The organism is Saccharomonospora piscinae (assembly GCF_005862235.1).
GTDB lineage: Bacteria > Actinomycetota > Actinomycetes > Mycobacteriales > Pseudonocardiaceae > Saccharomonospora > Saccharomonospora piscinae.
In genome coordinates, this window is the sequence record NZ_VCEK01000002.1 from 811343 (window position 1) to 832388 (window position 21046).

Genomic DNA, 21046 nt, shown 5'->3' on the forward strand with positions numbered 1-21046 from the left:
TGAGCCCGTCAGTCCCACCACTCGGCCTCCCTGCGGTGCCGCCGCGTCGCCTCGAGGAACACGGTGTGCGGGCCGCCGGGACACAGCCGCGACACGGCGGAGAAGTCGTCGGCGATCTGGAGGTGCAGATCGCGTCGGCGGCTGTCGGTGAACGGGTCGGCCGCGATCCGCAGCGCCGCCACCAGCCTGGCCACGCACACCAGCGGTTCGTCCGGTTCCGCCTCGTCGAGTCCGGCGCGGACCTCGTCGATCGGGGCCTCGGTGTGCCGGTGCTGGGACGGGGCGAGAGTGACGGCTTCGAGCAGCTCGAACCACACCTCGCTGTGGAGTTCGAGCAGCCGGTCGTAGAGCTGGCGCGTCACGTAGCCGAGTTCGTCGTCGGCGAGTGCGTAGTAGAGGTCGCCGGTCTCGTCGCCCTCGGCCCGGCACAGCACTCGCAGCCTGGCGTGGACACCCGACCAGCTCGGCAGGTCGGACTCTCCGCCGCGCGCGGCGAGGCGACGGCGGAGCAGCCGGTGCAGCAGGGTACGGCCCGCGGACTCCTCGGCGGGCCACAGGATCGGGTCGAGCACCTCCTCGTAGCCGGTGAGCCCGCTGACGAGCAGGTCCTGCTGGCCGGCCAGCGCGAGGGCGTGTTGCCGCTGCCGCGCCGCCGAGCAGGTCACCAGGTCCCGCAGCGCCACGTCGGAGACCTCGCCGAGCAGCCGTTCCAGCAGCCGTTGCTCGACCGTCGGCACCGATTCCGCGAAGTGGCCGGGTTCGTCCCTCTCGAGCATCGACTCCGGGGCGAACCACCGGCTCGGCGCCGCCGTGGCCGCCGCGTCGACCAGCAGCCGGGTCGCGGCGGAGTGCCCGCCGGTGAGCTGGTGAACCACCCGGCTCAGGCACTGGTTGTCTCCCCAGTCCATCGCCATGTCGGTGACGGTGCGGGCCACCTCGTCCTCGGTGAGGTCGGGCAGCCGGTAGCGCAGCCACCAGCGCTGCGGTGACTCGGCGATCGAGCCGCCCGCGCCGAACCGGGGCAGCTCTTCGCGGGCCACGGTCTCCACGCCGTCGGCGACGTCCGACAGCAGCGCTCCCCTGCTGGTGGCCACCACGGTGAGCGGGTCGGCGTCCTCCTCATCGCCCGCGACCCGTTGCCGCCGCGCGCGCACGAGCTGGTGCAGGAAGCGGCGGCCGAGTTCGGTGTCGACGTTGTCGAGCAGCACGACGCAGTTCACCGACCGTTCGTCGGCCTGCCTGCCCTTGCCGAACTCGGCGCGCAGGTCCGCGAGGAAGGCGGACCAGAGCAGGTCGTCGATCCGCTGCCGGGTGTCGTCGTCGCCGTAGTCGCTGGCCCAGCGGTTAAGATCGACCAGCACGTCGATGGGATCGTGGAGCAGTCCCAGGTCGCGGTGGCCGTACCAGTCCTGGAACGCGCCCAGCACGAGCCGCCTGCTCACGGACCGGTCCGCCAGCCATTCGATCACGGAGTCCAGCAACCGGGTCGGTGGCACGGGCACTCCCGAGGGGCCGACGGTCGCCAGCACCTCGCCCGCCGTTTCGGCGAGCACGCCGCGCACGGTGTCGAAGCCGCGGTGCCGCTTGAGCGCGTCGACGACCTGGTGCCGGGCCTTCTCGTGGTCACGCAGGTCCAGTTCGAGCGACATCGCGAGCTGTCCCACGATGAACCGGGGAAAGCCGAGGGAGTCGTACCGGGGCCGTTTGCGGCTCAGGTCGAACGCGATGGCGGAGAGCAGTTGCGGCACGGTGGCGTGCCGGTTGGTGTCGAGGTCCAGCCTGGCGTGCGGGATGGACTGGTCGAGCAGGTCCGCGAGCGCGGTCACGAGCGCGCTCTTGCCCGACCCGCGAAATCCCTCCACCACCAGCACCGGCACGTGTCTGCTCCGCAGTGCGCCGTTGCGCTCCTCTCGCGTCATCAGGACCTTGACCAGATCTATGACGCCCTTCAGCCCGTAGACCCGGTGATCGATCGTCGCCACGGTGGTACACACCTCCCGGCAAAACAGGCTCAGCACTCTACTCTGCTGTTTCACCCTGCCGGGGCGTTTTGCCGACGATGACCGGTAACCACCCGGTCAAGATCGGTCGCTGTTCGCGGGAGTGGCACGGCTGTCTCGCGCTCCGGCACACACGGCGCTTTCACTCCGGAGGGTGAAGTTATCCACAGCCCCGAGAGTTATCCACCGAGTTATCCACAGGGCATTCGCCGACTTTGGAGGTTCGATGAGTACGTCGATCAGGTTGGACTGCGTGGTGCTGGACTGTCCCGACCCCGAGCGGCTGGCGCGGTTCTACGGCGCACTGCTGGGCTGGGTCGCGGACGAGCCCGAGGACGACGGCAACTGGGTGACACTGCGCGACCCCGCCCGGAGTGGCGCCACGGGGGCTCCGATCGCGCTGGCGTTCCAGCGTGACCCGGACTTCCTGGCGCCGACCTGGCCGTCGCCCGAGCGGGCGCAGATGTCGCACCTGGACTTCCTCGTGACCGACCGGGATTCACAGGGGCGGCGGGCGCTCGAACTCGGTGCGACCCTGCTGCGGGACTCGCCAGGGGCGAGCTTCACCGTGTACGCCGACCCGGCCGGCCACCCGTTCTGCCTGTGTGACCATCCCGCGTGAGGCAGAGTACCCCGAGTGTATACGTCGGGTGTATAGTCCGGGCGCATGTCGATCGGACGAGCATTGCCGGGCCGCCCGCCTGACACGGCGGCCCGCCAGGAACCCGGCCTCCTGCGCGCCCACGACGGGCACACCTACGACAGCGGGGTGCCCGCATGCACGCGCTGAGGGAGCTCGTACTCGGGGCGCGACTCGCGTTCCGGGCGGGTCGCAGCCGGGGAACGGGGCTGGTGCGCACGGCGTTGACGGCGCTCGGCATCGGACTGGCCGTGGCCGGGCTGCTTCTGGTGTTCGCGTCGGGCAACGGGCTGCAGGAACGCCTCGACCGCGTCGCAGGGCGGACGGCGGTGACCGCCTCGGCGGGGGAGCCGTCGCTGGCGTACCTGGAGGTGCCGTCGAGCTACCGGGGCAGCGAGCTCACGGCGGTCTACCTGCACCCGGAGCACGGGGACGCGCCCGTTCCCCCGGGGCTGGACACACTGCCCGCGCCGGGCGAGGTCGTGGTCTCGCCCGCGCTGTCCGCCTTGCTGGACTCGGACGGGGGCGCACTGCTGCGGCCGCGGTTCGCCGAGACGCACATCGCGGGCACGATCGGCGACGAGGGGGTGGCCGAGCCCGGCGAACTCCGCTACTACGTGGGCGCGGGTCCCGACCTGCGCGAGGCGGGCAGTGTGGAATCGGTCGGCGGGTTCGGCGTGCCGTCCGGGGCGCTGAGCCTGGGGCCGTTCTTGACCTTCGTGCTGGCGATCGCGGGTGCGGTGCTGGTGAGCCCGCTGCTGGTGTTCCTGGCCTCCAGCGGCAGGCTCGCCGTGGCGGATGCCGAGCGGCGGTTGTCCGCGCTGCGGCTCGTGGGCGCCGATGTGGGCCAGATCCGGCGGATCGCGGCGGCGGAGTCGCTCGTCGGGGCCCTGATCGGGCTGGTGCTGGCGGGAGGACTGTTCCTGGCGGGTCGCCCGCTGGTGGCCGCGGCCGACCTCGGCGGGCTGAGCCTGTTTCCCGAGGCGATGGTGCCGCCCTGGCCCGTGACTGTGCTCGTGTCGGCCCTGGCTCCCGTTGTCACGGTCGGTAGCGCGCTCGCCGGGCTGCGCCACGTCATCGTCGAGCCGCTCGGCGTGGTGCGGGAGTCCGCGACGACCCAGCACCGGCGCGGCGGCTGGCGGGTGGCGCTCGTGGTGGTGGGCGTGGCCCTGTTCTTCCCCGATGTGTGGTTCGGCGTCGACGAGCGGAGTGGAGCGAGCGCGGTGTTCGCGGGTGCCGGGTCGATGGTGCTGCTCGTGGGAGTCCCGGTGCTGGTGCCGTGGCTCGTGGAACGCGGTGTGCGGCGACTGCGCGGCGGGCGGCCGTCCTGGCAGCTCGGCATCCGCAGGCTCCAGCTCGACATCGGCACGCCCGCGCGGGTGGCGGCGGGCGTCACCGTGGTGCTCGCGGGCGCGGTGGCGTTGCAGGCACTCTTCGGCGGCCTCGCCGACCGCGACGAGCGGGGATCGGATCTCGCGTACGTGACGTCGACGGAGTCCGAGCAGCAGGTGCGGGAGCTGGTCGCCGGGGCGCCCGGGGTGACGCCGACGGGGCCGTGGGAGTTCAGGCTCGACCCGGCCGTGCCCGAGGCGGCGGAGCACCTGCGCAACGGCCTCGCACCGCTCGGCTGGCGGGTGAGCGTCTACCGCGATGCCGATCGGGACGGGGCGGCGAACACGGCGGGCACGCTCGCCGCGCTCCTCGGCACCGCCTCGACCTTCACGCTGCTGCTCGCGGGAGCCAACCTGCTGGTCCTGACCAGTGCTCAGGTGATGCAGCGGCGGGCCGCCTTCGCGGCACTGCGGGCCACCGGAGTACCGGAGGGAGTGCTCGCCCGCTCGCTGCTCTGGCAGAACGGGGTGCCGGTGTGTCTCGGCGTGGTCGTCGCCTCGGCGGTGGGGCTCGGCACGGCCGCACTGGTCGGCAGGCTGCTGGGAGTGTCCGTCCAGCCCTCCTGGCTCGTGGTGGGGGGATACTCGGCCGCATCCGTGCTGCTGGTGCTGGCCGTCACGGGTGCGTCACTGGTGACGTTGCGCGCCGCCGTCCGCGACGGCTTGCCGCGAGGCGGTTGAGTCGAGCGGGGTGTCACACGGAGGAAGCGAATCTGCGTAGGCTGTGATCGTGATCTGTCCCAAGTGCCAGAACGTGATGACGACCGTGGACAAGAACGGCGTCCACCTCGAACAGTGTGGTGGGTGCCGGGGCATCTTCCTGGATCGCGGCGAGCTCGAACAGATCGTGAACGCGGAGAACTCCTTCTACGCGTCCGCGCCCCCGCCGCCCTACAGCCCCGGCTCGCACCCGCCGCCCCCGCCCGCGGCACCCGGTCCGCCGCCCACCCAGCACTACGGCCGCGGTTACGACGACTCCCCGAAGCCGTACCGGGGCGGTCACGGTGGTTACGGCGCCCAGCACAGCGGTCGCTACGACGACTCGCCGAGGCCATACCACGGTGGGTACCGCGATTCGCCGGGGCCGTACGGGCACGGTCGCAAGCGCAAGCGCAGTTTCCTCGAGGGCCTGTTCGACTGACGCGCACGGTGCTGGATCTCAAGATCTGCCCCGGTTGCGGTGATCGGGCGCGCCGTCCGGTCGTCGAGGCGGGACTGCTGGTGTGCGCGGTGTGTGAGCACCGCGCGCCCTTCCGCCGGTTGCCGCTGCTGGCCCTGACGGGGCCCAGCGGCGCCGGCAAGTCCACGGTGGGCCCCGAACTCGCCCGCAGGCTCGCGGGCGAGGCTGTGGTGCTCGAACAGGACGTGCTGTGGACGGCGGGGCTGCGCGACGACGTCGACGGCCACCCCGCGTTCCGTTCCACGTGGCTGCGGATGGCCGCGATGATCCACCAGAGCGGGCGTCCCGTCGTGCTCTGCGGGACGGTCGTGCCGCCCGAGTTCGAAGACCTGCCGGAGCGCGTGTTCTTCTCGGCCGTCCACTACCTCGCGCTGGTGGCGGAGCCGGACGCGCTGGCGGCGCGGCTGCGGGTGCGGCCCGCGTGGCGGGGCTGGGACGAGGCGCGGATCGCGGAGATGCTGGAGTTCAACGCCTGGTTGCGCCGGGAGGCCGGGACGCTGTCGCCGCCCGTCGAGCTGTTCGACACGACCACGGCGTCCCGGGAGCACGCGGCCGACCACGCCGAGCGCTGGGTGCGCCGGGTGCTCACCCGAACGGGTGCGAACTGAGCGCTTGCAGGAGTTAGCGCTCGCGCGTACCGTCGACGGTGAAGGAGGTGTCGGGGCGTCATGACGTCGACGTCGGAATCCCACGACAACACCGGGGGCCCGATCGACCGGGTCGCCGACCTCGGCAAGGACCTCGGAAAGGACATCGGCTCCTACATCCGCCAGCAGCGGAACAACGCCGAGATCTCGCTGCGGCAGCTGTCGAAGCTCGCCGGAGTGTCCAATCCGTACCTCAGCCAGATCGAGCGCGGATTGCGCAGGCCGAGCGCCGAGATCCTGCAACAGATCGCCAAGGGGCTGCGAATCTCCGCCGAGGCGTTGTACGTGCAGGCGGGGATTCTCGACCACCCCGTCGGTGGTCCCGTCGTCGATGCCGTCCGTGCCGACACCTCGCTGACCGAGCGGCAGAAACAGGTGCTGCTCGACGTGTACGAGTCGTTCCGCCGGGAGAACCGGAGTCCCGACCACGAGGAGTGAGGCACGATGGCGACCACCACAGACGACGTCCGCAAGGTGATGAACACGGCGATGGAGCAGGTCAGGACGTCGTTGCTGGCCGCGCTCGGCGCGGGCAGCATGGCAGGCCAGGCCGTGTCCGACGCCGTGTCGAAGGCGCGGACACGGGTCAGCTCCAGCAGTGAGACGGCGAAGAAGAACATCGAGGACCTGCCGTCGGAGCTGGAGGGCCTGCGCGAGCGGCTCGACCCGGCCGAACTGCGCACACTGCTGGACGAGTACACCGACGCCGCGCTCAAGCTGTACCGCCGGCTCGCCGAGTCGGGGGAGCAGACCTGGGAGCACTCGGTGGAGCCCCAGGTCAAGCGAAGCATCGAGCAGTTCGAGGAGGCGCTGAACACCGCGCAGGAGCGGGTCGACGGCCTCGCCACCGACACCAGGGAGCGCGTGGACGAGGTAGTGGCACTGCTGACGCGGCGGGCGCACGAGGTCGAACAGAAGGTCGAGACGCCGAAGACCGAGGCGAAGGCCAAGTCCGCCACCGAGGCGAAGTCCCAGACGCCGAAGGCCGAACCGGCCGAAGCAGCCGGAGCCAAGCCCGCACCCAAGACCGCGAAGCCCGCCGAGTCCAAGCCGAAGGCTGCCAAACCCGCGAAGAAGACCGAGTCGGCGCGCAAGAAGGCCATGAAGCCCGAGGCGGGAACGCAGGCTCGCACCGCCCAGCGAAGCACGTCGAACGGAAGCTCGAACCCCTCCGCCGACGCGCGGTGACGCGGCCGTCGATCACTCGGCCCGGTGGGCGTCCTGACGTAGGCTGGGCTGCGTGCCGCCTTTCGCCTACTACATCGTCATGGTCATCGACTGGGCCGGAGTGCTCGTCGGGCTGGTCGCGTTCGCGCACGCCGTCACACAACGCTCGGACGCCTACACCGCCGCCGACCGGCTGACCAAGCCCGCGTGGCTGGCCATCACCGGTGGTTCGACGGCGGCCATGCTGCTGTTCCAGTTCTACGGTGCCGGCATGATCTTCTGGCTCGCCGCGCTCGTGGCCACCCTGGTCTACGTCGTGGACGTCCGGCCGAAGCTGATCGAAGTCCAGCGCGGCGGATCGAGCTGGTGAACGGCGGGGATACGGTCGAGGCGTGACTGACTGGACGATCGCCGGAACCCTGACTCCCGTTCCGGCCGCCGAGCATCCCGAGTTGCTGGCCCCGCCGGTGGTCGAGGCACTGGCCTCGCTGGACGGCCCCGTCGGCGTCGTGGAGATCGATCCCGAGCTGGCCGACACCGCGGAGTTCTGCGAGGCGTACTCGTCGCCGCTGTCGGCCTCGGCCAACTGTGTCGTCGTGGCGGGCAAGCGCGGCGGGTCGGTGCGCCACGCCGCCGCACTGGTGCTCGCCACCACCCGCGCGGACGTGAACAACGTGCTCCGCCGCGAACTCGACGTGCGCAAGGCGTCGTTCGCCCCGATGGACGAGGCGGTGCGGCTCACGGGCATGGCGTACGGCGGCATCACGCCGCTCGGGCTGCCCGGCGACTGGCCCGTGTTCGTCGACCGGGCGGTGGCCGAGGCCGCCGAACTGGTTGTGGGCAGCGGCATCCGGGGTAGCAAGCTCCTGGTGACCGGCGCGACGCTGGCGGCGCTGCCCGGCGCCGAGGTGATCGACGGGCTCGCCCGGTGAGAACGGTCGACGACACAGGGAGGGACTCCGCACATGGGTAAGGTCACGGCCACGGCCGAGCGGACCATCGACGCGCCGGCGGACACGGTGCGTGAGCGGCTCGCGGACTACCGCGACGTGCGACCGCGCATCCTCACCGAGCACTACCGCGACTACGCCGTCGTGGAGGGCGGCACGGGCGCGGGCACGGTGGCGCGCTGGAAGCTCCAGGCGACGTCGAAGCGCGTGCGCGACGTCCGGGCGACGGTCGGTGAGCCCGAGCACGGCGTCCTCACCGAGACCGACGCCAACTCCAGCATGGTCACCACCTGGACGGTGTCGCCGCGGGGAGAGGGCAGCGTGGTCCGGGTCGTGACGAGCTGGGACGGCGCGGGCGGTATCGGCGGATTCTTCGAGCGCACCTTCGCCCCGCGTGGGTTGCAACGCATCTACGACGGCGTGCTGGCCAAGCTCGCCGAGGAAGTACGAGGTCAGTGATGACGGCGACCGAGGTACGGCTGGCGTCGCGTCCCGAGGGCGCGCCCAGTGCGGACAACTTCGACATCGTGGACGTCGAGGTGCCCAGCCCGGGACCGGGAAGGGTGCTGGTGCGCAACACGTGGCTGTCGGTCGACCCGTACATGCGGGGCCGGATGAGCACCGCCAAGTCCTACGTGGCTCCGTTCGAGGTCGGTGCGGTGATGGACGGTGGCGCGATCGGCGAGGTGATCGAGTCACACGCCGACGGCGTCGAGGTCGGTGACGTGCTGCTGCACGGGCTCGGCTGGCGCACCCACGCGGTGCTGAACCCGGCGCACGCGGTGAAGCTCGATCCCGAGGCGGCGCCGGTGCAGGCCCACCTCAGTGTCCTCGGGATGCCGGGGCTCACCGCCTACGCCGGGCTGTTCGACGTCGCCGGGATGAGGGAAGGCGACACGGTGTTCGTCTCGGGCGCGGCGGGGGCCGTCGGCTCGCTCGTCGGGCAGCTCGCGAAGCTGCGCGGCGCCAAGCGGGTCATCGGCAGTGCCGGGTCCGCCGAGAAGGTGCGCTGGCTGCGCGACGACCTCGGCTTCGACGCCGCGTTCAACTACAAGGACGAACCCGTGCGCGACCAGCTGCGCGAGGCCGCGCCCGACGGTGTGGACGTGTACTTCGACAACGTCGGCGGCGAGCATCTCGAAGCCGCGATCGCGGCGTTGAACCTGCACGGCCGGATCGCGGTGTGCGGCATGATCTCGCAGTACAACGGCACCGAGCCGACACCAGCTCCCCGTAATCTCGCGCAGATCATCGCCAAACGGTTCACGATGCGCGGATTCCTCGTCGCCGACCACGAGCACCTGCGCCCGGCGTTCCTCGACGAGGTGGCGCCGCTGGTGCGCGACGGCAGGCTCGTCTACTCCGAGACCGTGGTGGACGGCATCAGGCAGGCACCGCAGGCATTTCTCGACCTGCTCGCCGGCGGCAACACCGGCAAGATGCTCGTCCGGTTGTGAGATACGCGCCCCACCGCCCCTGGTGGGGGGTGTGGCTGTCGGCACTGGCGCTCTCGGCGATCGTGGCCGGTTGCGCACCGCCGGTCGACGAGGTCGGCGGCACCGCGCTGGTGCCGTCGGCCGAACCCGGCACCTTCCCCGTCACGATCGACCACCGCTACGGCACGACCGAACTGACCGAGCAGCCGGAGCGGGTCGTCGCGCTCGGCTCGCCCGGTCGTGACGCCGTGCTCGCGCTGGGGGCCAGGCCGGTCGGCGTCGTCGACGACACCGGTACCGGGGGGATGCCGCCCTGGACCGACTCGCGGTGGGCCGACCGGGAGCCCGCCGTCGTCGGCGACGGCCACGGTGGCGACATCGAGCGGATCGCAGCATTGCGTCCCGACTTGATCATCGCGCAGCGCTCCGGCCTGACCCGCCAGCGCTACGAGCGGCTTTCGCGTATCGCCGACGTCATCGCCCCGCCCACGGGCCGGCCCGTCGGTGCGGCTGCCTGGCCGGAGCTGGTCAAGCCCGTCGGAAAAGCGCTCGGTTTCCCGCGTCTCACGCGGTTTCTGCTGCGCGAGACGGAGAGCGAGTTCGCCCGCGTGCGGCTGGCGCACCCCGAGTTCGGGAGCCGGACCGTCGTCGTGGCCCGCCGGATCGCGCCGGGGCGGTTCGCGGCGTTCACCAGCGACGATCCGAGGGCGGCCTTCCTCGCCGAACTGGGTTTCCGGCTCGATCCCCGCGTCGACGACCTCGCCGAGCGTGGCGCCACCGCCGTCGAGCTGAGCGGGGACGAGCTGAGACTGCTCGACCAGGACCGCCTCGTGTGGCTCACCTCGGGTGCGAGGGACCGTGCCCGGATCGAGGCGGACCCCCGGTACCGGCGGCTGGCGGTTCATCGCGAAGGGCGCGCGGTGTTCGCGCCCGCCGACGACCCGGACTTCGGCGCCGCGTTCTCGACGCCCACCGTGCTGTCGATTCCCCACGCCATCGAGCGGCTGGTGCCGAGACTTGCGGCGAACTGACGGGTCCGTCGTCATCGCAGCCTGCGGACACGGCTACGTGGGCTGCGGACACGGTGTCAGTCGGGATGGGGTGAGTACCAGGTTCGCCAGAGTTCCGCGTAACGGCCGCCCTGGGCCACGAGGTCGGCGTGGGTGCCGGTCTCGACCACCCTGCCCTCGGCGAGGACCACGACCCGGTCGGCGGTCTGTGCCTGGGTGAGCCGGTGGGCCACCACGATCGCGGTGCGTCCGTCGAGGGCGCGCTGCGCGGCCTGTTCGAGGGTGCGCGCGCCGGCGCTGCCCGCGTCGGCGGTGGCCTCGTCCAGGATGGCGACGGCCGGGTCTGCCAGCACCAGCCTGGCGAGGGCGAGCTGCTGGGCCTGCGTGACGGTGAGCCGGTGCCCGCCCTCGCCGACCACGGTCGCCAGGCCGTCCGGCAGGGCGCGGACCCAGCCGAGTGCGTCGACGGACTCGAGTGCGGCCAGCAGGTCGTCGTCGCTCGCGTCGGGACGGGCCAGTCGCAGGTCGTCGGCCAGCGGTCCCGCGAAGACGTGGACCTCCTGGCTGACGAGGGCGACGGTGCGGCGCAACTCGGCGGGCGCCAGCTCGCGGAGGTCGACGCCGCCCACCACGATCGAGCCGCGCGCGGGGACGTGGATGCCCGCGACGAGGCCGGCGAGCGTGGTCTTGCCGGCCCCGCTGGCGCCCACGAGCGCCACGCGCTCACCCGACCGGATCTCCAGGTCCACATCGGAGAGCACGGGATGCTCGGGGAGGTAGGCGTGCCCGACGTCGGCGAGCTTCACCGTGGCGTCCACGGCGGGATGCGGGCGGGTGGGGCGGGGCGCGTCGGGCAGGTCGGCGACGCCGACGAGCCGGGCCATGCCCGCCGCCGCCGACTGTGCGTCGTCCATCAGCGCCAGCGTCGCGTTGATCGGGTTGAACAGGTTCTGGAAGTACAGTGCGGCCGCCGTGGCCGTGCCCAGTGTCGTGCCGCCGTCGGCGACGAGAACGAACCCGGTCACGAGCACGGCGGCGAGCCCCACGAACTCGGCGCCGTTGAGCCGCGAGAAGAAGCGGGTGACCAGCCGGGTGGCGGTGAGCGTGACGGTGACGACCTCGCCGGAGCGCTGCCGGACGCGCCGGACGTGGTCGTCGGCCAGCCGGAACGCGCGCACGGTGCGGGCACCGCCGACGGTGTCGAGCAGCTGGTGCTGCATGGCGCCGTCGGCTCGGCGTTGCCGCGCGTACACCGGTCCGGACCGGCGCAGATACCAGCGCGCGACGAGCAGCTGGATGGGTGCGGCCAGCAGGGCCGCGAGGAGGAACCGCCAGTCGAGCAGGGCGAGTCCGCCGAAGGTGAGCACGATGGTGAGCGCCGAGCGGCCCAGCTCCGGCAGCGCCTCCCGCACCGATCTGGCGATCATGGTCACGTCGTTGGTGACCCGGGAGGTGAGGTCGCCGGAGCCCGCGCGTTCGAGCTGGGCGAGTGGCAGGGCGAGTGCCTTCGCGACGAACCGTTCCCTCGCGTCGGCGAGCATGTTCTCCCCGAGCCGCGAGACCAGGGCCAGGCCCCAGGCGGTCATCGCCGCGTGGGTGAGGCCGACCCCGACCAGTGCCAGTACGGGGACGGTGAACGCGGTGCTGCCGGTGACGACCAGATCGACGAGGTGGCCCAGCAGCGGCGCGGTGAGCAACCCGACGGCGGTGGCCACGACCAGTACGGCGAACGCCGCGGCGGCCAGCCCGCGCCGGGGGCGCAGCAGCTCCGCCACGGCGGCGGCGGTACGCCTGCCGGACGCGGTGGGCAGTGTGGTCGGCTGCGTGGGCTGCGTGGGCTGCGCCTCGCCCGGGGTCCCGCTGTCCCTTTCGCTCATGACAGCACCGCCGCCCGGTAGGCCGGGTCGCCGGCGAGGAGCGCGGCGTGGGTGCCGTCGGCGTGGACCCTGCCGTCCCGCAGGTACACGACGCGGTCGGTGACGGCGAGCAGGGCGGGGCTCGTCGTCACCAGCACGGTCGTTCTGCCCGCTCGGGCGTCGCGCAGTGCGGTGGCGATGCGTGCCTCGGTGACGGCGTCGACGGCGGTGGTGGGGTCGTGCAGCACCAGCACCGGACTGTCCCGGGCGAGGGCGCGGGCGAGCGCCACGCGCTGCCGCTGGCCGCCCGACAGCGAGCGTCCGCGTTCCGCCACTCTGGTGTGCGCGCCGTCGGGCAGCGCCGCCACGACCTCGTCGGCCGCCGAGGCGGTCAGTGCGGTGTGGACGGTCGCGGGATCGCCGCCCACGTTGTCCGTCACAGTGCCTTCGAACAGGTCGGCGTCGTGGGCGGCCGTGAGGACGCACCGCCGCAGGAGTCCGGGGTCGAACTCGGTCACGGGCACCCCGCCGACCGTGACGGCCCCGCCCTCCGGTTCGGCCTCCCCGCCGAGGCAGCGGACGAGGTCGTCGGCCACGGCCTGTTCCGCGGTGACGACGCCGAGCAGGGTGCCGGGTGCGACCCTGAGGTCGAGGCCGCGCAGCGTCCCGTGGGTCAGGCCCCGCAGACCCAGCTCGGCCGGTGTGCCGGGTGGGAGCTGCCGGGTGCCGCCGACGACGGCGGGCCGCGCCGACAGCACGGCGTCGATGCGGCGGGCGGAGGCTCTCGCCCGCGCGAGCTGGCCACCGACCCAGGCGATGATCTGGAACGGCCCGAGCAGGTACTGCGCGAGCCCGACGGCCGCGACGAGTCCGCCGACCGTGAGGGAGCCCGCCGCCGCGAGGTGCGCTCCCACCAGCGCCACGACCGCGATGAACACTCCCGTCAGTGCCAGGATGGCGCCGTCGTGACCCGCGTGTGCCCTGGCCGCGCGCAGGGTCGCCGCGAGCGCGTCGCGGCTGGTACGCCGGTACCGGGCGACGGCGGCGGCCTCGGCTCCGATGCCCTTGAGCACGCGCAGTCCCGCCACGAGGTCGGCGGCCACGCCCGAGGCGTGTGCGGCGCGTTCGGCCTCGGCGCCGCTGCGGCGTTCCAGCGGGCGGCCGACGAGGTGCGACAGCCACAGCAGCGGTGGAGTGCCCAGCAGGACGAGCAGCCCCAGTGGCACGGAGATCCGCAGCAGGGCGACCGCGCTGACGGCGATTCCCGCGAGTGCGGCGATGCCGAACGGCAGTGCCCCGTTCAGCGTGCCGACCTTCCTGGCGTCGGTGGTGGCGATGCTCACCAGTGCCCCCGGCAGGCGGCCGGTCTCGGCGCCGCCACAGGGATCGACGACGCGGTTGGTGATCGCCACCCGCAACTCGTGTGCGGCGTGTTCGGCGGCCCGCTCGGCGATGCGGGCGGCGAAGCGGTAGCTGAGTGACAGTGCGGTGAACACGGCGGCGAGCGCGGCGAGCAGGACGGCGAGCGCGGTCTGAGACCCGGTGCTCACGGCTTCGTCGATGACGACACCCACGAGAACGGGCACGGCGGCCTCGCAGCCCTGGTGCAGCGAGGCCAGTACCGAGGCGGACGACAGCCGCCTGCCCTGGCCGTGGATCGCCCGGCGTAGCGCGCTGTCCAACACAGAAGGCGAGGCTAACCTAGTCTGGACCGCTCGTCACTGGTTCGGTTAGCCTCACCTTATGTCCGTTGCCGCCACCGCCGAGCCCGACGCGGGGTCCGAACCGGAATCCCGGCCGGGCCGGAGCCGTACCGCACGGCGGTCGGCACACCTGGCGCGGGCACTGGGGCTGCTGGTGGCCGCGACCGCACTCGGATTCGTGGCCCTGCTCAGCGTGTGGTTCGGAGCCAAGGGTATCCCGTTCTCGGAGACCTGGACCGTGCTCTTCGCGCCCGACGCCAGCGACGCCGCCGTCATCATCCACGACTACCGCATTCCCCGGACGTTGCTGGGAATCGCCTGCGGGGCCGCGCTCGGCCTCGCCGGTGCGCTGATGCAGGCGCTGACGCGCAACCCGCTGGCCGAGCCCGGGTTGCTCGGCGTCAACATGGGGGCCTCCACCGGCATGGTGGTGGCGGTCGCGTTCCTCGGGATCTCGTCGGTCGTGGGGTACGTGTGGTTCGCGCTGGCGGGGGCGGCGATGGCCTCGTTGCTGGTCTACGTCCTCGGCGCCACGGGGCGCGGGGCCGCCTCACCGGAGCGGCTCGTGCTCGCGGGCGCGGCACTGACAGCCGTGGTCTTCGCGTTCAACACGGCCGTGCTGCTGTCCGACCCGGATGCCTACGACGCCTACCGGTTCTGGAACGTCGGCTCGCTCGCGGGCCGCTACTACGACGTGCTCGTGCCCGTCTTGCCGTTTCTCGTCGTGGGCACGGTGGTGGCCCTGCTGCTGATGCGCCCGCTCAACGCGCTGTCGATGGGGGACGAGCTGGGCGCCTCGCTGGGTGCGCATCCGGCCCGCACCCGGGTGTTCGGGGCGGTGGCCGTGACGTTGCTGTGCGGTGGCGCCACCGCGGCGATCGGGCCGGTGGCGTTCGTCGGGCTGGCCGTTCCCCACGCGGCACGGCTGCTGGTCGGCCCCGACCAGCGCTGGGTGCTGCCGTACTCGCTGGTGCTGGCCCCGTTGCTGCTCGTGGGCGCGGACGTGCTCGGCAGGGTGATCGCCGCGCCCGGTGAGGTGCAGGTCGGCATCGTCACGGCGGTGATCGGCGTGCCCGTGTTCTGCGCGCTCTGCCGTCGGCGGAGGCTGGCGAGCCTGTGAGGAGCGAGACCATGACCGAGTCGGTCCCCGCCCGGCCGGTGACCGGCCGGGTGCTGCGGACGCGCGGCGAGCGCGTCGCGCTGCGGCTGGACTCGCGGGCGCTGCTGGTGGGTGCGCTGCTGGCGCTGGCGTCGCTGGTGACGGCGGCGATCACACTCACCACCGGCGAGTACCCGCTGTCGGTGGCGGAGGTGCTGGCCGCGATGACGGGCCAGGGCGACGGCGGCGCGGAGTTCATCGTCCTGACGCTGCGCCTGCCCCGGCTGCTCACCGCGCTGTTCGTCGGTGCCGCGCTGGCCGTCAGCGGAGCCATCCTGCAAAGCCTCACCCGCAACCCGCTGGGCAGCCCGGACTTCATCGGCTTCACCAACGGCGCGTCGACCGGGGCACTGCTGGTGATCATCGTGGTCGGCGGCAGCATGACGCAGGTCGCGGCGGGCGCGCTGGCCGGCGGCATCGTGGCCTCGGTGCTGATCTACGCCGTGTCGTACCGGCGTGGCGTGCAGGGGTACCGGTTCGTGCTCGTCGGTGTCGGAATCAACGCCCTCGCGCTCGCGGTGAACTCCTACCTCATCACCAGGGCGGACATCTACGACGCGGTCAGCGCGCAGGCGTGGCTGGTCGGCAGCGTGAACAGCCGGGGCTGGGAGCACGTGGCCGCGGCCGGGCTGGCGCTGGCGGTGTTGCTCCCGCTGGCGATGAGCCGGTCGCGGGCGTTGTCGATGCTCGAACTGGGCGACGACTCCGCCGCCGCACTCGGGGTCGGGGTTCAGCGCAGCAGGGCGATCCTCATCGTGGTGAGCGTGCTGCTGGCGGGGTTCGCCACGGCCGCGGCGGGGCCGATCTGGTTCGTCGCGCTGGCGGCGCCGCAGCTCGCGCGGCGGCTGACCCGCTCGCCGTCGCCCGGGTTGGTCACCTCGGCCCTGATGGGCGGGCTGTTGCTGCTCGTGGGAGACCTCGCGATGCAACGACTGTTCCCCACCGCACAGCTTCCCGTGGGTACCGCCACGGGCTGCCTCGGTGGGCTGTACCTCATGTGGTTGTTGGCGTCCGAGTGGCGCGGGAAGGCTAGGTACGCGTGAGGGGTGCGACTCCGGCGGACGACCGCCACGGTGGCGAGGGCGGCAGGCTGCGCGCCGAGGGGCTGACGCTCGGCTACGACGACAGCGTGGTGGCGCGCGACCTCGGTGTCGACGTGCCCGACGGGTCGTTCACCGTGATCATCGGCCCGAACGCCTGCGGCAAGTCGACGCTGCTCAAGGCACTCGCGAGGATGCTGAAACCGAGCGCGGGGGCGGTGTACCTGGACGGGAAGGCGATCACGCACTACCGCTCGCGCGAGGTGGCGCGGCGGCTCGGGCTGTTGCCACAGAGTTCGCTGGCCCCCGGTGGGATCACCGTCGGCGACCTGGTGGCCCGCGGCCGGTATCCACACCAGAAGCTGCTGCGGCAGTGGTCGTCGCAGGACGAGGCCGTGGTGGTGGAGGCCATGCGCCGCACCGGGGTGGAGGACCTGTCACCGCGCCTGGTCGACGAACTCTCCGGGGGCCAGCGCCAGCGTGTCTGGCTGGCGATGGTGCTGGCGCAGCAGACCCCGATCCTGTTGCTCGACGAACCGACCACGTTCCTCGACATCGCACACCAGATCGAGGTCATGGAGCTGTGCGCCGATCTCAACGCCGACGAGGGGCACACCCTGGTCGCCGTGCTGCACGACCTCAACCAGGCGTGCCGCTACGCCACGAACCTGGTGGTGCTCGCTCCCGGCGGCCGGATCGCGGCGCAGGGCGATCCCGGCGAGATCGTCACGGCGGAGCTGATCGCCGACGTGTTCGGGCTGCGCTGCCGCATCGTGGCCGATCCCGAGACGGGCACGCCGATGGTCGTCCCGGCCGCGCGGCGGCGCGGGAAGTCAGAAGACGACGGTGCGGTCGCCGTGCACGAGCACGCGGTTCTCTAGGTGCCAGCGCAGGCCGCGGGCGAGTGTGACCTTCTCGATGTCGCGGCCCTTGCGGACCATGTCGGACACCGCGTCGCGGTGATCGACGCGGATGACGTCCTGCTCGATGATCGGCCCCGCGTCCAGGTCGGCGGTGACGTAGTGGCAGGTCGCGCCCACCAGCTTCACCCCCCGCGTGTACGCCTGGTGGTACGGACGGGCACCCACGAACGACGGCAGGAAGCTGTGGTGGATGTTGACGGCCCTGCCCGCCCACGCCGCGCACAGCTCCGGCGGCAGGATGCGCATGAACCGGGCCAGCACCACCGCGTGCGGGTCGTGTTCGTCCACCAGCTTGGCGATCTCGGCGAAGGCGGCGGTGCCGTCCCCGGTGAACGGCACGTGGTGGAACGGGATGCCGTGGGCCCTGGTGATGTCCGCGAGCACGTCGTGGTTGCCGATCACGGCGCGGACGTCGGCGTCCAGCTCACCCGAGGCGACCCGGCCCAGCAGGTCGTAGAGGCAGTGCCCCTCCTTCGACACGAGGATCACCACGCGGGGTCGCTCGCCGGTGTCGGCCACGTCCCAGTCGGTCTCCGAGCCCAGCGACCGGGCGACGCCCGCGAACCGGGCCCGCAGCTCGTCGACGTCGAAGGGCACCGAATCCGCCCTCACCGCCTGGCGGGTGAAGAACCATCCCGTGTCCGGGTCGGTGTGGTAGGCGGCCTCGACGATCCACCCACCGATCTCGGCGAGGAAGGAGGAGATGCGGGAGACGATCCCCCTGCGGTCGGGGCAGCCGAAGGTGATGACGTACTGACGTTCGTGCACGGCTCACCATTATCGCTGGTCACCGTGGCGGTCGGCCCGGTGGGGCCCGCCGGGGCGCGACGGCGGGCCAGCACCCGGCGCACGAGCTCGGCCACCCCGAGCGCCGCGATGCCCGCGCCGAGGGAGACGAGCAGCCCCAGGGCGGGGTCGTCGGAGAACCCGGCGCCGCCGAGGTAGCCCAGGGCGACGGCGTAGATTGCCCAGATCGTCGTGCCGAGCGCGTCGAACGCCACGAAGCGGCGCAGCGGGAACCGCAGGCTTCCCGTGGCGAGCCCGACGGCCACCCGCCCGCCGGGGACGTAGCGCCCCGCGACGACCAGTGCGGTGCCGTGCCGATGCACCGTGGTCTTCGCCCACTCGTAGCTTCGTCTGCTGCGCTCGCCGCGCAGCACGCGGTCGAGGGTGCGCGACCCCGCGAGCCTGCCCAGCCCGTGCCCGCCGACGTCGCCGGCCAGCGCGCCTCCCGCCGCGACGAGCACCAGCAGCGCGAGTCCCGCCGGGTCGGGCCCCAGCAGCACGGCCACGGTCACCACCGCGCCCTCGCTCGGCATGAACGGCAGCAGCGCGTCGAGGCCCGCGACGACGAACACCACCAGCCACAACCACGGTGAGTCGAGCAGGCCCCGCATTGTGGCCACGAGGAGGTCGAGCCACTCAAGCACGCGCGGGCTCCCTGCCCAGCACGGCCTCGCGGGCCTGCCGGGCCAGCCGTGCGCGGTCGCCGTCGGGGGCGAGCGCGGGGTGGCTGGTGAGCCGGAGTGTCAGCTCGCGTGCCCGCAGCACTCTGCCGAGCGAGTGCGCCAGCGTGTCGTCACCGACGAAGGCGGCGATCCTGCTCGGCCGCCCGCGCTGGTGGTAGGACAGCGACACGGGCCGCACGGGTGCTCCGGCGTCCAGCGCGGCCTGGAACGCCGCGTGGCGGAACCGCCCGCCCGGCGCGGCACAGTGGGTGGTGGCCTCGGGAAAGACCACCACGCTGTGCCCGGAGCGCAGCCGCTCGCGCAGTGCCGCCACGGCATCGGGCAGCGTGCGCAGCGCCCACCGGTCGACGAACACGGTGCCGTGCCGCCGCGCGACCGAGGACACCCACGGCCAGCGCGCGATCTCGCGCTTGGCGAGGAATCCCACACCCTCGACCGCGGTGAGCCCCACGACGTCGAGCCACGACTGGTGATTCGCCACGACCAGCGTTCCGACGCTTCCGGGCACGCTCAGCGTCGCCCGCCCACCCGCCTCGGCCCGCACGTCGAGGGCCACGCCGAGCGCGGCGAGGGCGGAGCGCGCCCGCTGTGGCAGCGGACCGCCCCTGGCCAGCGCCGCTGCCAACTCGGCGGCCCGGCGCGCCGCCGTGCCGGGCGACACCGGAGCCTCGGCGTGCCGCGCGCAGTCCGGTGTGCAGGGCGAGAACGCCCGGTACGGGTTCACCGGCCCTCCTCGCCCAGGAAGCGACGCAGGTAGCGGTCGTCGAACCGGTCAAAGGGCAACAGCACGAGAAAGTCCGCCACTCCGAACTCCGGGTCGTGGGCGGGCGGCCCGCACACCCACGCGCCGAGGCGCAGGTATCCCCGGAGTAACGGCGGCACGGCCCTGTGGTCGGCGACCGCGCCGGACCCGGCCATGCCGGTCACCGGCCACGGCCGGTAGGGACGTACCCGCGACCCTTCCGGCGCGAGGTGCCCGTCGCGCACGTGCTGCCAGGTCTGCTCGGCCGCATACCCGCCGTCGGCCAGGGGGACCGACGCGCAGCCCGCGAGGTAACGGTGCCCGGACAGCAGCGCGTAGCGGACCACCGCCGCCCACATCGCCGTGATCACCGCGCCGCCGCGGTGGGCGGGATCGACGCACGAGCGCCCCACCTCCAGCAGCGAATCTCGCAGCGGGTCGAGCTCGGTGACGTCGAACTCCGCCGCCGAGTACAGCGCGTCACCGCCGCCGGGCAGCATCCTGTAGGTGCCGACCACCTCGCCGGTGGTGTCGTCGGTGGCGAGGAGGTGCCGGCAGTGCCGGTCGAAGGCGTCGACGTCGATTCCCGGCTCGGCCGAGGACAGTTGTGCGCCGAGTTCGTCGGCGAACACGCGGTGGCGCAACCGCCCGGCGGCCTCGATCTGCTCGGTGGTGTGGGCGATGGACGTGGTGTAGGTGCGGGTAGGTGCCGTGGTGCGTGCCATGAGTGTGTGTCCCGTCTTGATCAGTGGTGCCACGGCGGGTGGCGGATCGAGATTCGCGCGGGTCACGCCCGCCCGAGAAGGGCTGACGGCGCATCTCCGGGGGAACTCAGGGAGCGCATGGCCGCCCCTTACCCGCTGCCCCTACTCCCGGGGTGGGGCCAGCCGGAAGCCACGTGCCAGGGCACCGTCAGCTCGCCGAGTCGCCGGCCTGGTACGGGCTCACCGGCTCGCCCCGCACAGGAAATGCCGCAGGTAGTGGTTGTCGATCCGGTCGAAGGGCAACAGCACGAAGAAGTCGGCCACTCCGAACTCCGGGTCGTGGGCGGGCGGCCCGCACACCCACGCGCCGAGGCGCAGGTATCCCCGGAGCAACGGCGGCACGGCCCTGCGGTCGGGTGCCGCGCCGGACCCGATGGCTCGGCAGGCTCGGCCGTTCTCGGGGGCTTCGCTCACCGGCCACGGCAGGTGGGGACGCACGCGCCACCGGCGCGGCGAGAGGTTCCGCTCGCGCACGAGCCGCCAGGTCTGTTCCGCCGCGTACCCGCCGTCGGCCAGCGGCACCGACGCGCTGCCCGCGAGGTAGCGGTGGCCGGACAGCAGCGCGTAGCGCGCGAGCGCCGACCACATCGCCGTGATCACCCCGCCGTCGCGGTGGTCGGGGTGGACGCACGAGCGGCCCATCTCGATGAGCGACCTGCGCAGGGGTGCGAGCGGGGAGAGGTCGAACTCCGTCGCCGAGTACAGCTCGGCGGTGCGCCCGGGCGGCAGCAGGCGATAGGTACCGACCACCTCGCCGGTGGAGTCGTCGGTGGCGAGCAGGTGGTCGCAGTGGCGGTCGAAGGGGTCGGCGTCGAGTCCGGGCTCGGCCGTCGCGGGCAGGCGGGCGCCCAGTTCGCCCGCGAACACGCGATGCCGCAGCCGCCTCGCGGCCTCGACCTGTTCGGGGGTGTGCGCGATGGAGGTGGTGTAGGTCCGGGCGGGTGCCGTGGTGTGTGCCATGAGTGTTCC

Annotated in this window: 23 protein-coding genes; 15 read left to right on the forward strand and 8 right to left on the reverse strand. The window is 72.6% G+C overall.

Translation table 11 applies throughout. The annotated features are described in order from the left end of the window. Positions 1 to 8: 8 nt before the first annotated feature. Positions 9 to 1982 (reverse strand): hypothetical protein, encoded by a 1974-nt coding sequence (locus FFT09_RS09555; protein ID WP_138382437.1) that lies wholly within the window; start codon positions 1980 to 1982, stop codon positions 9 to 11. Between the two features lie 244 nt (positions 1983 to 2226). Between FFT09_RS09555 and FFT09_RS09560 the strand changes: the two genes are divergently transcribed. The 12 genes from FFT09_RS09560 to FFT09_RS09610 are packed head-to-tail and all read left to right on the forward strand — an operon-like array spanning position 2227 to position 10442. Beyond that, positions 2227 to 2622, forward strand: a complete 396-nt coding sequence (locus FFT09_RS09560; RefSeq protein WP_081193101.1) for a VOC family protein — start codon at positions 2227 to 2229, stop codon at positions 2620 to 2622. A 45-nt stretch (positions 2623 to 2667) separates the two neighbouring features. After that, positions 2668 to 2790 (forward strand): hypothetical protein, encoded by a 123-nt coding sequence (locus tag FFT09_RS23425; protein ID WP_279631016.1) that lies wholly within the window; start codon positions 2668 to 2670, stop codon positions 2788 to 2790. Continuing rightward, a complete protein-coding gene (locus FFT09_RS09565) occupies positions 2778 to 4712 on the forward strand; it encodes an FtsX-like permease family protein (RefSeq protein ID WP_138382438.1) in 1935 nt (644 codons plus the stop codon). Before FFT09_RS23425 ends, FFT09_RS09565 begins: the two co-directional genes overlap by 13 nt. 49 nt (positions 4713 to 4761) lie before the next feature. Beyond that, positions 4762 to 5172, forward strand: a complete 411-nt coding sequence (locus FFT09_RS09570) for a TFIIB-type zinc ribbon-containing protein (RefSeq protein WP_024876493.1) — start codon at positions 4762 to 4764, stop codon at positions 5170 to 5172. Positions 5173 to 5180: 8 nt separating this feature from the next. Further along, a complete protein-coding gene (locus FFT09_RS09575) occupies positions 5181 to 5819 on the forward strand; it encodes an AAA family ATPase (RefSeq protein ID WP_024876492.1) in 639 nt (212 codons plus the stop codon). Positions 5820 to 5879: 60 nt separating this feature from the next. Continuing rightward, positions 5880 to 6296 carry a helix-turn-helix domain-containing protein gene (locus FFT09_RS09580; RefSeq protein ID WP_024876491.1) on the forward strand — a complete coding sequence of 139 codons (417 nt, stop codon included), beginning with the start codon at positions 5880 to 5882 and terminating at the stop codon, positions 6294 to 6296. Positions 6297 to 6302: 6 nt separating this feature from the next. Continuing rightward, on the forward strand, positions 6303 to 7046 hold the full coding sequence (locus tag FFT09_RS09585) for a hypothetical protein (protein WP_081193106.1): 744 nt from the start codon (positions 6303 to 6305) through the stop codon (positions 7044 to 7046). Between the two features lie 52 nt (positions 7047 to 7098). Next, entirely contained in the window at positions 7099 to 7395 is a 297-nt protein-coding gene (locus tag FFT09_RS09590) for a DUF2516 family protein (RefSeq protein WP_024876489.1), read from the forward strand. Between the two features lie 22 nt (positions 7396 to 7417). After that, positions 7418 to 7957 (forward strand): YbaK/EbsC family protein, encoded by a 540-nt coding sequence (locus FFT09_RS09595; RefSeq protein WP_138382439.1) that lies wholly within the window; start codon positions 7418 to 7420, stop codon positions 7955 to 7957. Positions 7958 to 7990: 33 nt separating this feature from the next. Next, on the forward strand, positions 7991 to 8434 hold the full coding sequence (locus FFT09_RS09600) for an SRPBCC family protein (protein WP_081193110.1): 444 nt from the start codon (positions 7991 to 7993) through the stop codon (positions 8432 to 8434). Continuing rightward, positions 8434 to 9432 carry an NADP-dependent oxidoreductase gene (locus FFT09_RS09605; protein ID WP_138382440.1) on the forward strand — a complete coding sequence of 333 codons (999 nt, stop codon included), beginning with the start codon at positions 8434 to 8436 and terminating at the stop codon, positions 9430 to 9432. The genes FFT09_RS09600 and FFT09_RS09605 overlap by 1 nt, the downstream gene beginning before the upstream one ends. Beyond that, positions 9429 to 10442 (forward strand): ABC transporter substrate-binding protein, encoded by a 1014-nt coding sequence (locus tag FFT09_RS09610; RefSeq protein WP_167305354.1) that lies wholly within the window; start codon positions 9429 to 9431, stop codon positions 10440 to 10442. Before FFT09_RS09605 ends, FFT09_RS09610 begins: the two co-directional genes overlap by 4 nt. Positions 10443 to 10498: 56 nt before the next feature. Here FFT09_RS09610 and FFT09_RS09615 read toward each other — a convergent pair whose 3' ends face one another. Beyond that, positions 10499 to 12298, reverse strand: a complete 1800-nt coding sequence (locus FFT09_RS09615; protein ID WP_138382442.1) for an ABC transporter ATP-binding protein — start codon at positions 12296 to 12298, stop codon at positions 10499 to 10501. Next, positions 12295 to 13962: an ABC transporter ATP-binding protein gene (locus FFT09_RS09620; protein WP_244231287.1), complete on the reverse strand. Its 1668-nt coding sequence runs from the start codon at positions 13960 to 13962 to the stop codon at positions 12295 to 12297. The genes FFT09_RS09615 and FFT09_RS09620 overlap by 4 nt, the downstream gene beginning before the upstream one ends. Positions 13963 to 14020: 58 nt before the next feature. On the opposite strand from FFT09_RS09620, the gene FFT09_RS09625 reads away from it, so the two are divergent. From FFT09_RS09625 to FFT09_RS09635, 3 genes are read left to right on the forward strand one after another with little or no spacing between them, the layout of a single operon-like run. After that, positions 14021 to 15100 carry a FecCD family ABC transporter permease gene (locus tag FFT09_RS09625; protein WP_081193119.1) on the forward strand — a complete coding sequence of 360 codons (1080 nt, stop codon included), beginning with the start codon at positions 14021 to 14023 and terminating at the stop codon, positions 15098 to 15100. A gap of 11 nt (positions 15101 to 15111) precedes the next feature. Continuing rightward, positions 15112 to 16182, forward strand: a complete 1071-nt coding sequence (locus tag FFT09_RS09630) for a FecCD family ABC transporter permease (RefSeq protein ID WP_138382443.1) — start codon at positions 15112 to 15114, stop codon at positions 16180 to 16182. Then, a complete protein-coding gene (locus FFT09_RS09635) occupies positions 16179 to 17060 on the forward strand; it encodes an ABC transporter ATP-binding protein (RefSeq protein WP_138382444.1) in 882 nt (293 codons plus the stop codon). The genes FFT09_RS09630 and FFT09_RS09635 overlap by 4 nt, the downstream gene beginning before the upstream one ends. Here FFT09_RS09635 and purU read toward each other — a convergent pair. From purU to FFT09_RS09660, 5 genes are all read right to left on the reverse strand, one after another. After that, entirely contained in the window at positions 17013 to 17819 is an 807-nt protein-coding gene (purU, locus tag FFT09_RS09640) for a formyltetrahydrofolate deformylase (RefSeq protein ID WP_244231318.1), read from the reverse strand. The genes FFT09_RS09635 and purU overlap by 48 nt on opposite strands. Continuing rightward, positions 17711 to 18532, reverse strand: a complete 822-nt coding sequence (locus FFT09_RS23260) for a DedA family protein (RefSeq protein WP_244231288.1) — start codon at positions 18530 to 18532, stop codon at positions 17711 to 17713. The genes purU and FFT09_RS23260 overlap by 109 nt, the downstream gene beginning before the upstream one ends. Next, on the reverse strand, positions 18525 to 19295 hold the full coding sequence (locus FFT09_RS09650) for a lysophospholipid acyltransferase family protein (RefSeq protein ID WP_138382445.1): 771 nt from the start codon (positions 19293 to 19295) through the stop codon (positions 18525 to 18527). The genes FFT09_RS23260 and FFT09_RS09650 overlap by 8 nt, the downstream gene beginning before the upstream one ends. Next, positions 19292 to 20038, reverse strand: a complete 747-nt coding sequence (locus FFT09_RS09655) for a GNAT family N-acetyltransferase (protein ID WP_138382446.1) — start codon at positions 20036 to 20038, stop codon at positions 19292 to 19294. The genes FFT09_RS09650 and FFT09_RS09655 overlap by 4 nt, the downstream gene beginning before the upstream one ends. A gap of 219 nt (positions 20039 to 20257) precedes the next feature. Beyond that, complete coding sequence (locus tag FFT09_RS09660; protein WP_138382447.1) at positions 20258 to 21037, reverse strand: GNAT family N-acetyltransferase; 780 nt, start codon at positions 21035 to 21037, stop codon at positions 20258 to 20260. Between the last annotated feature and the right edge of the window lie 9 nt (positions 21038 to 21046).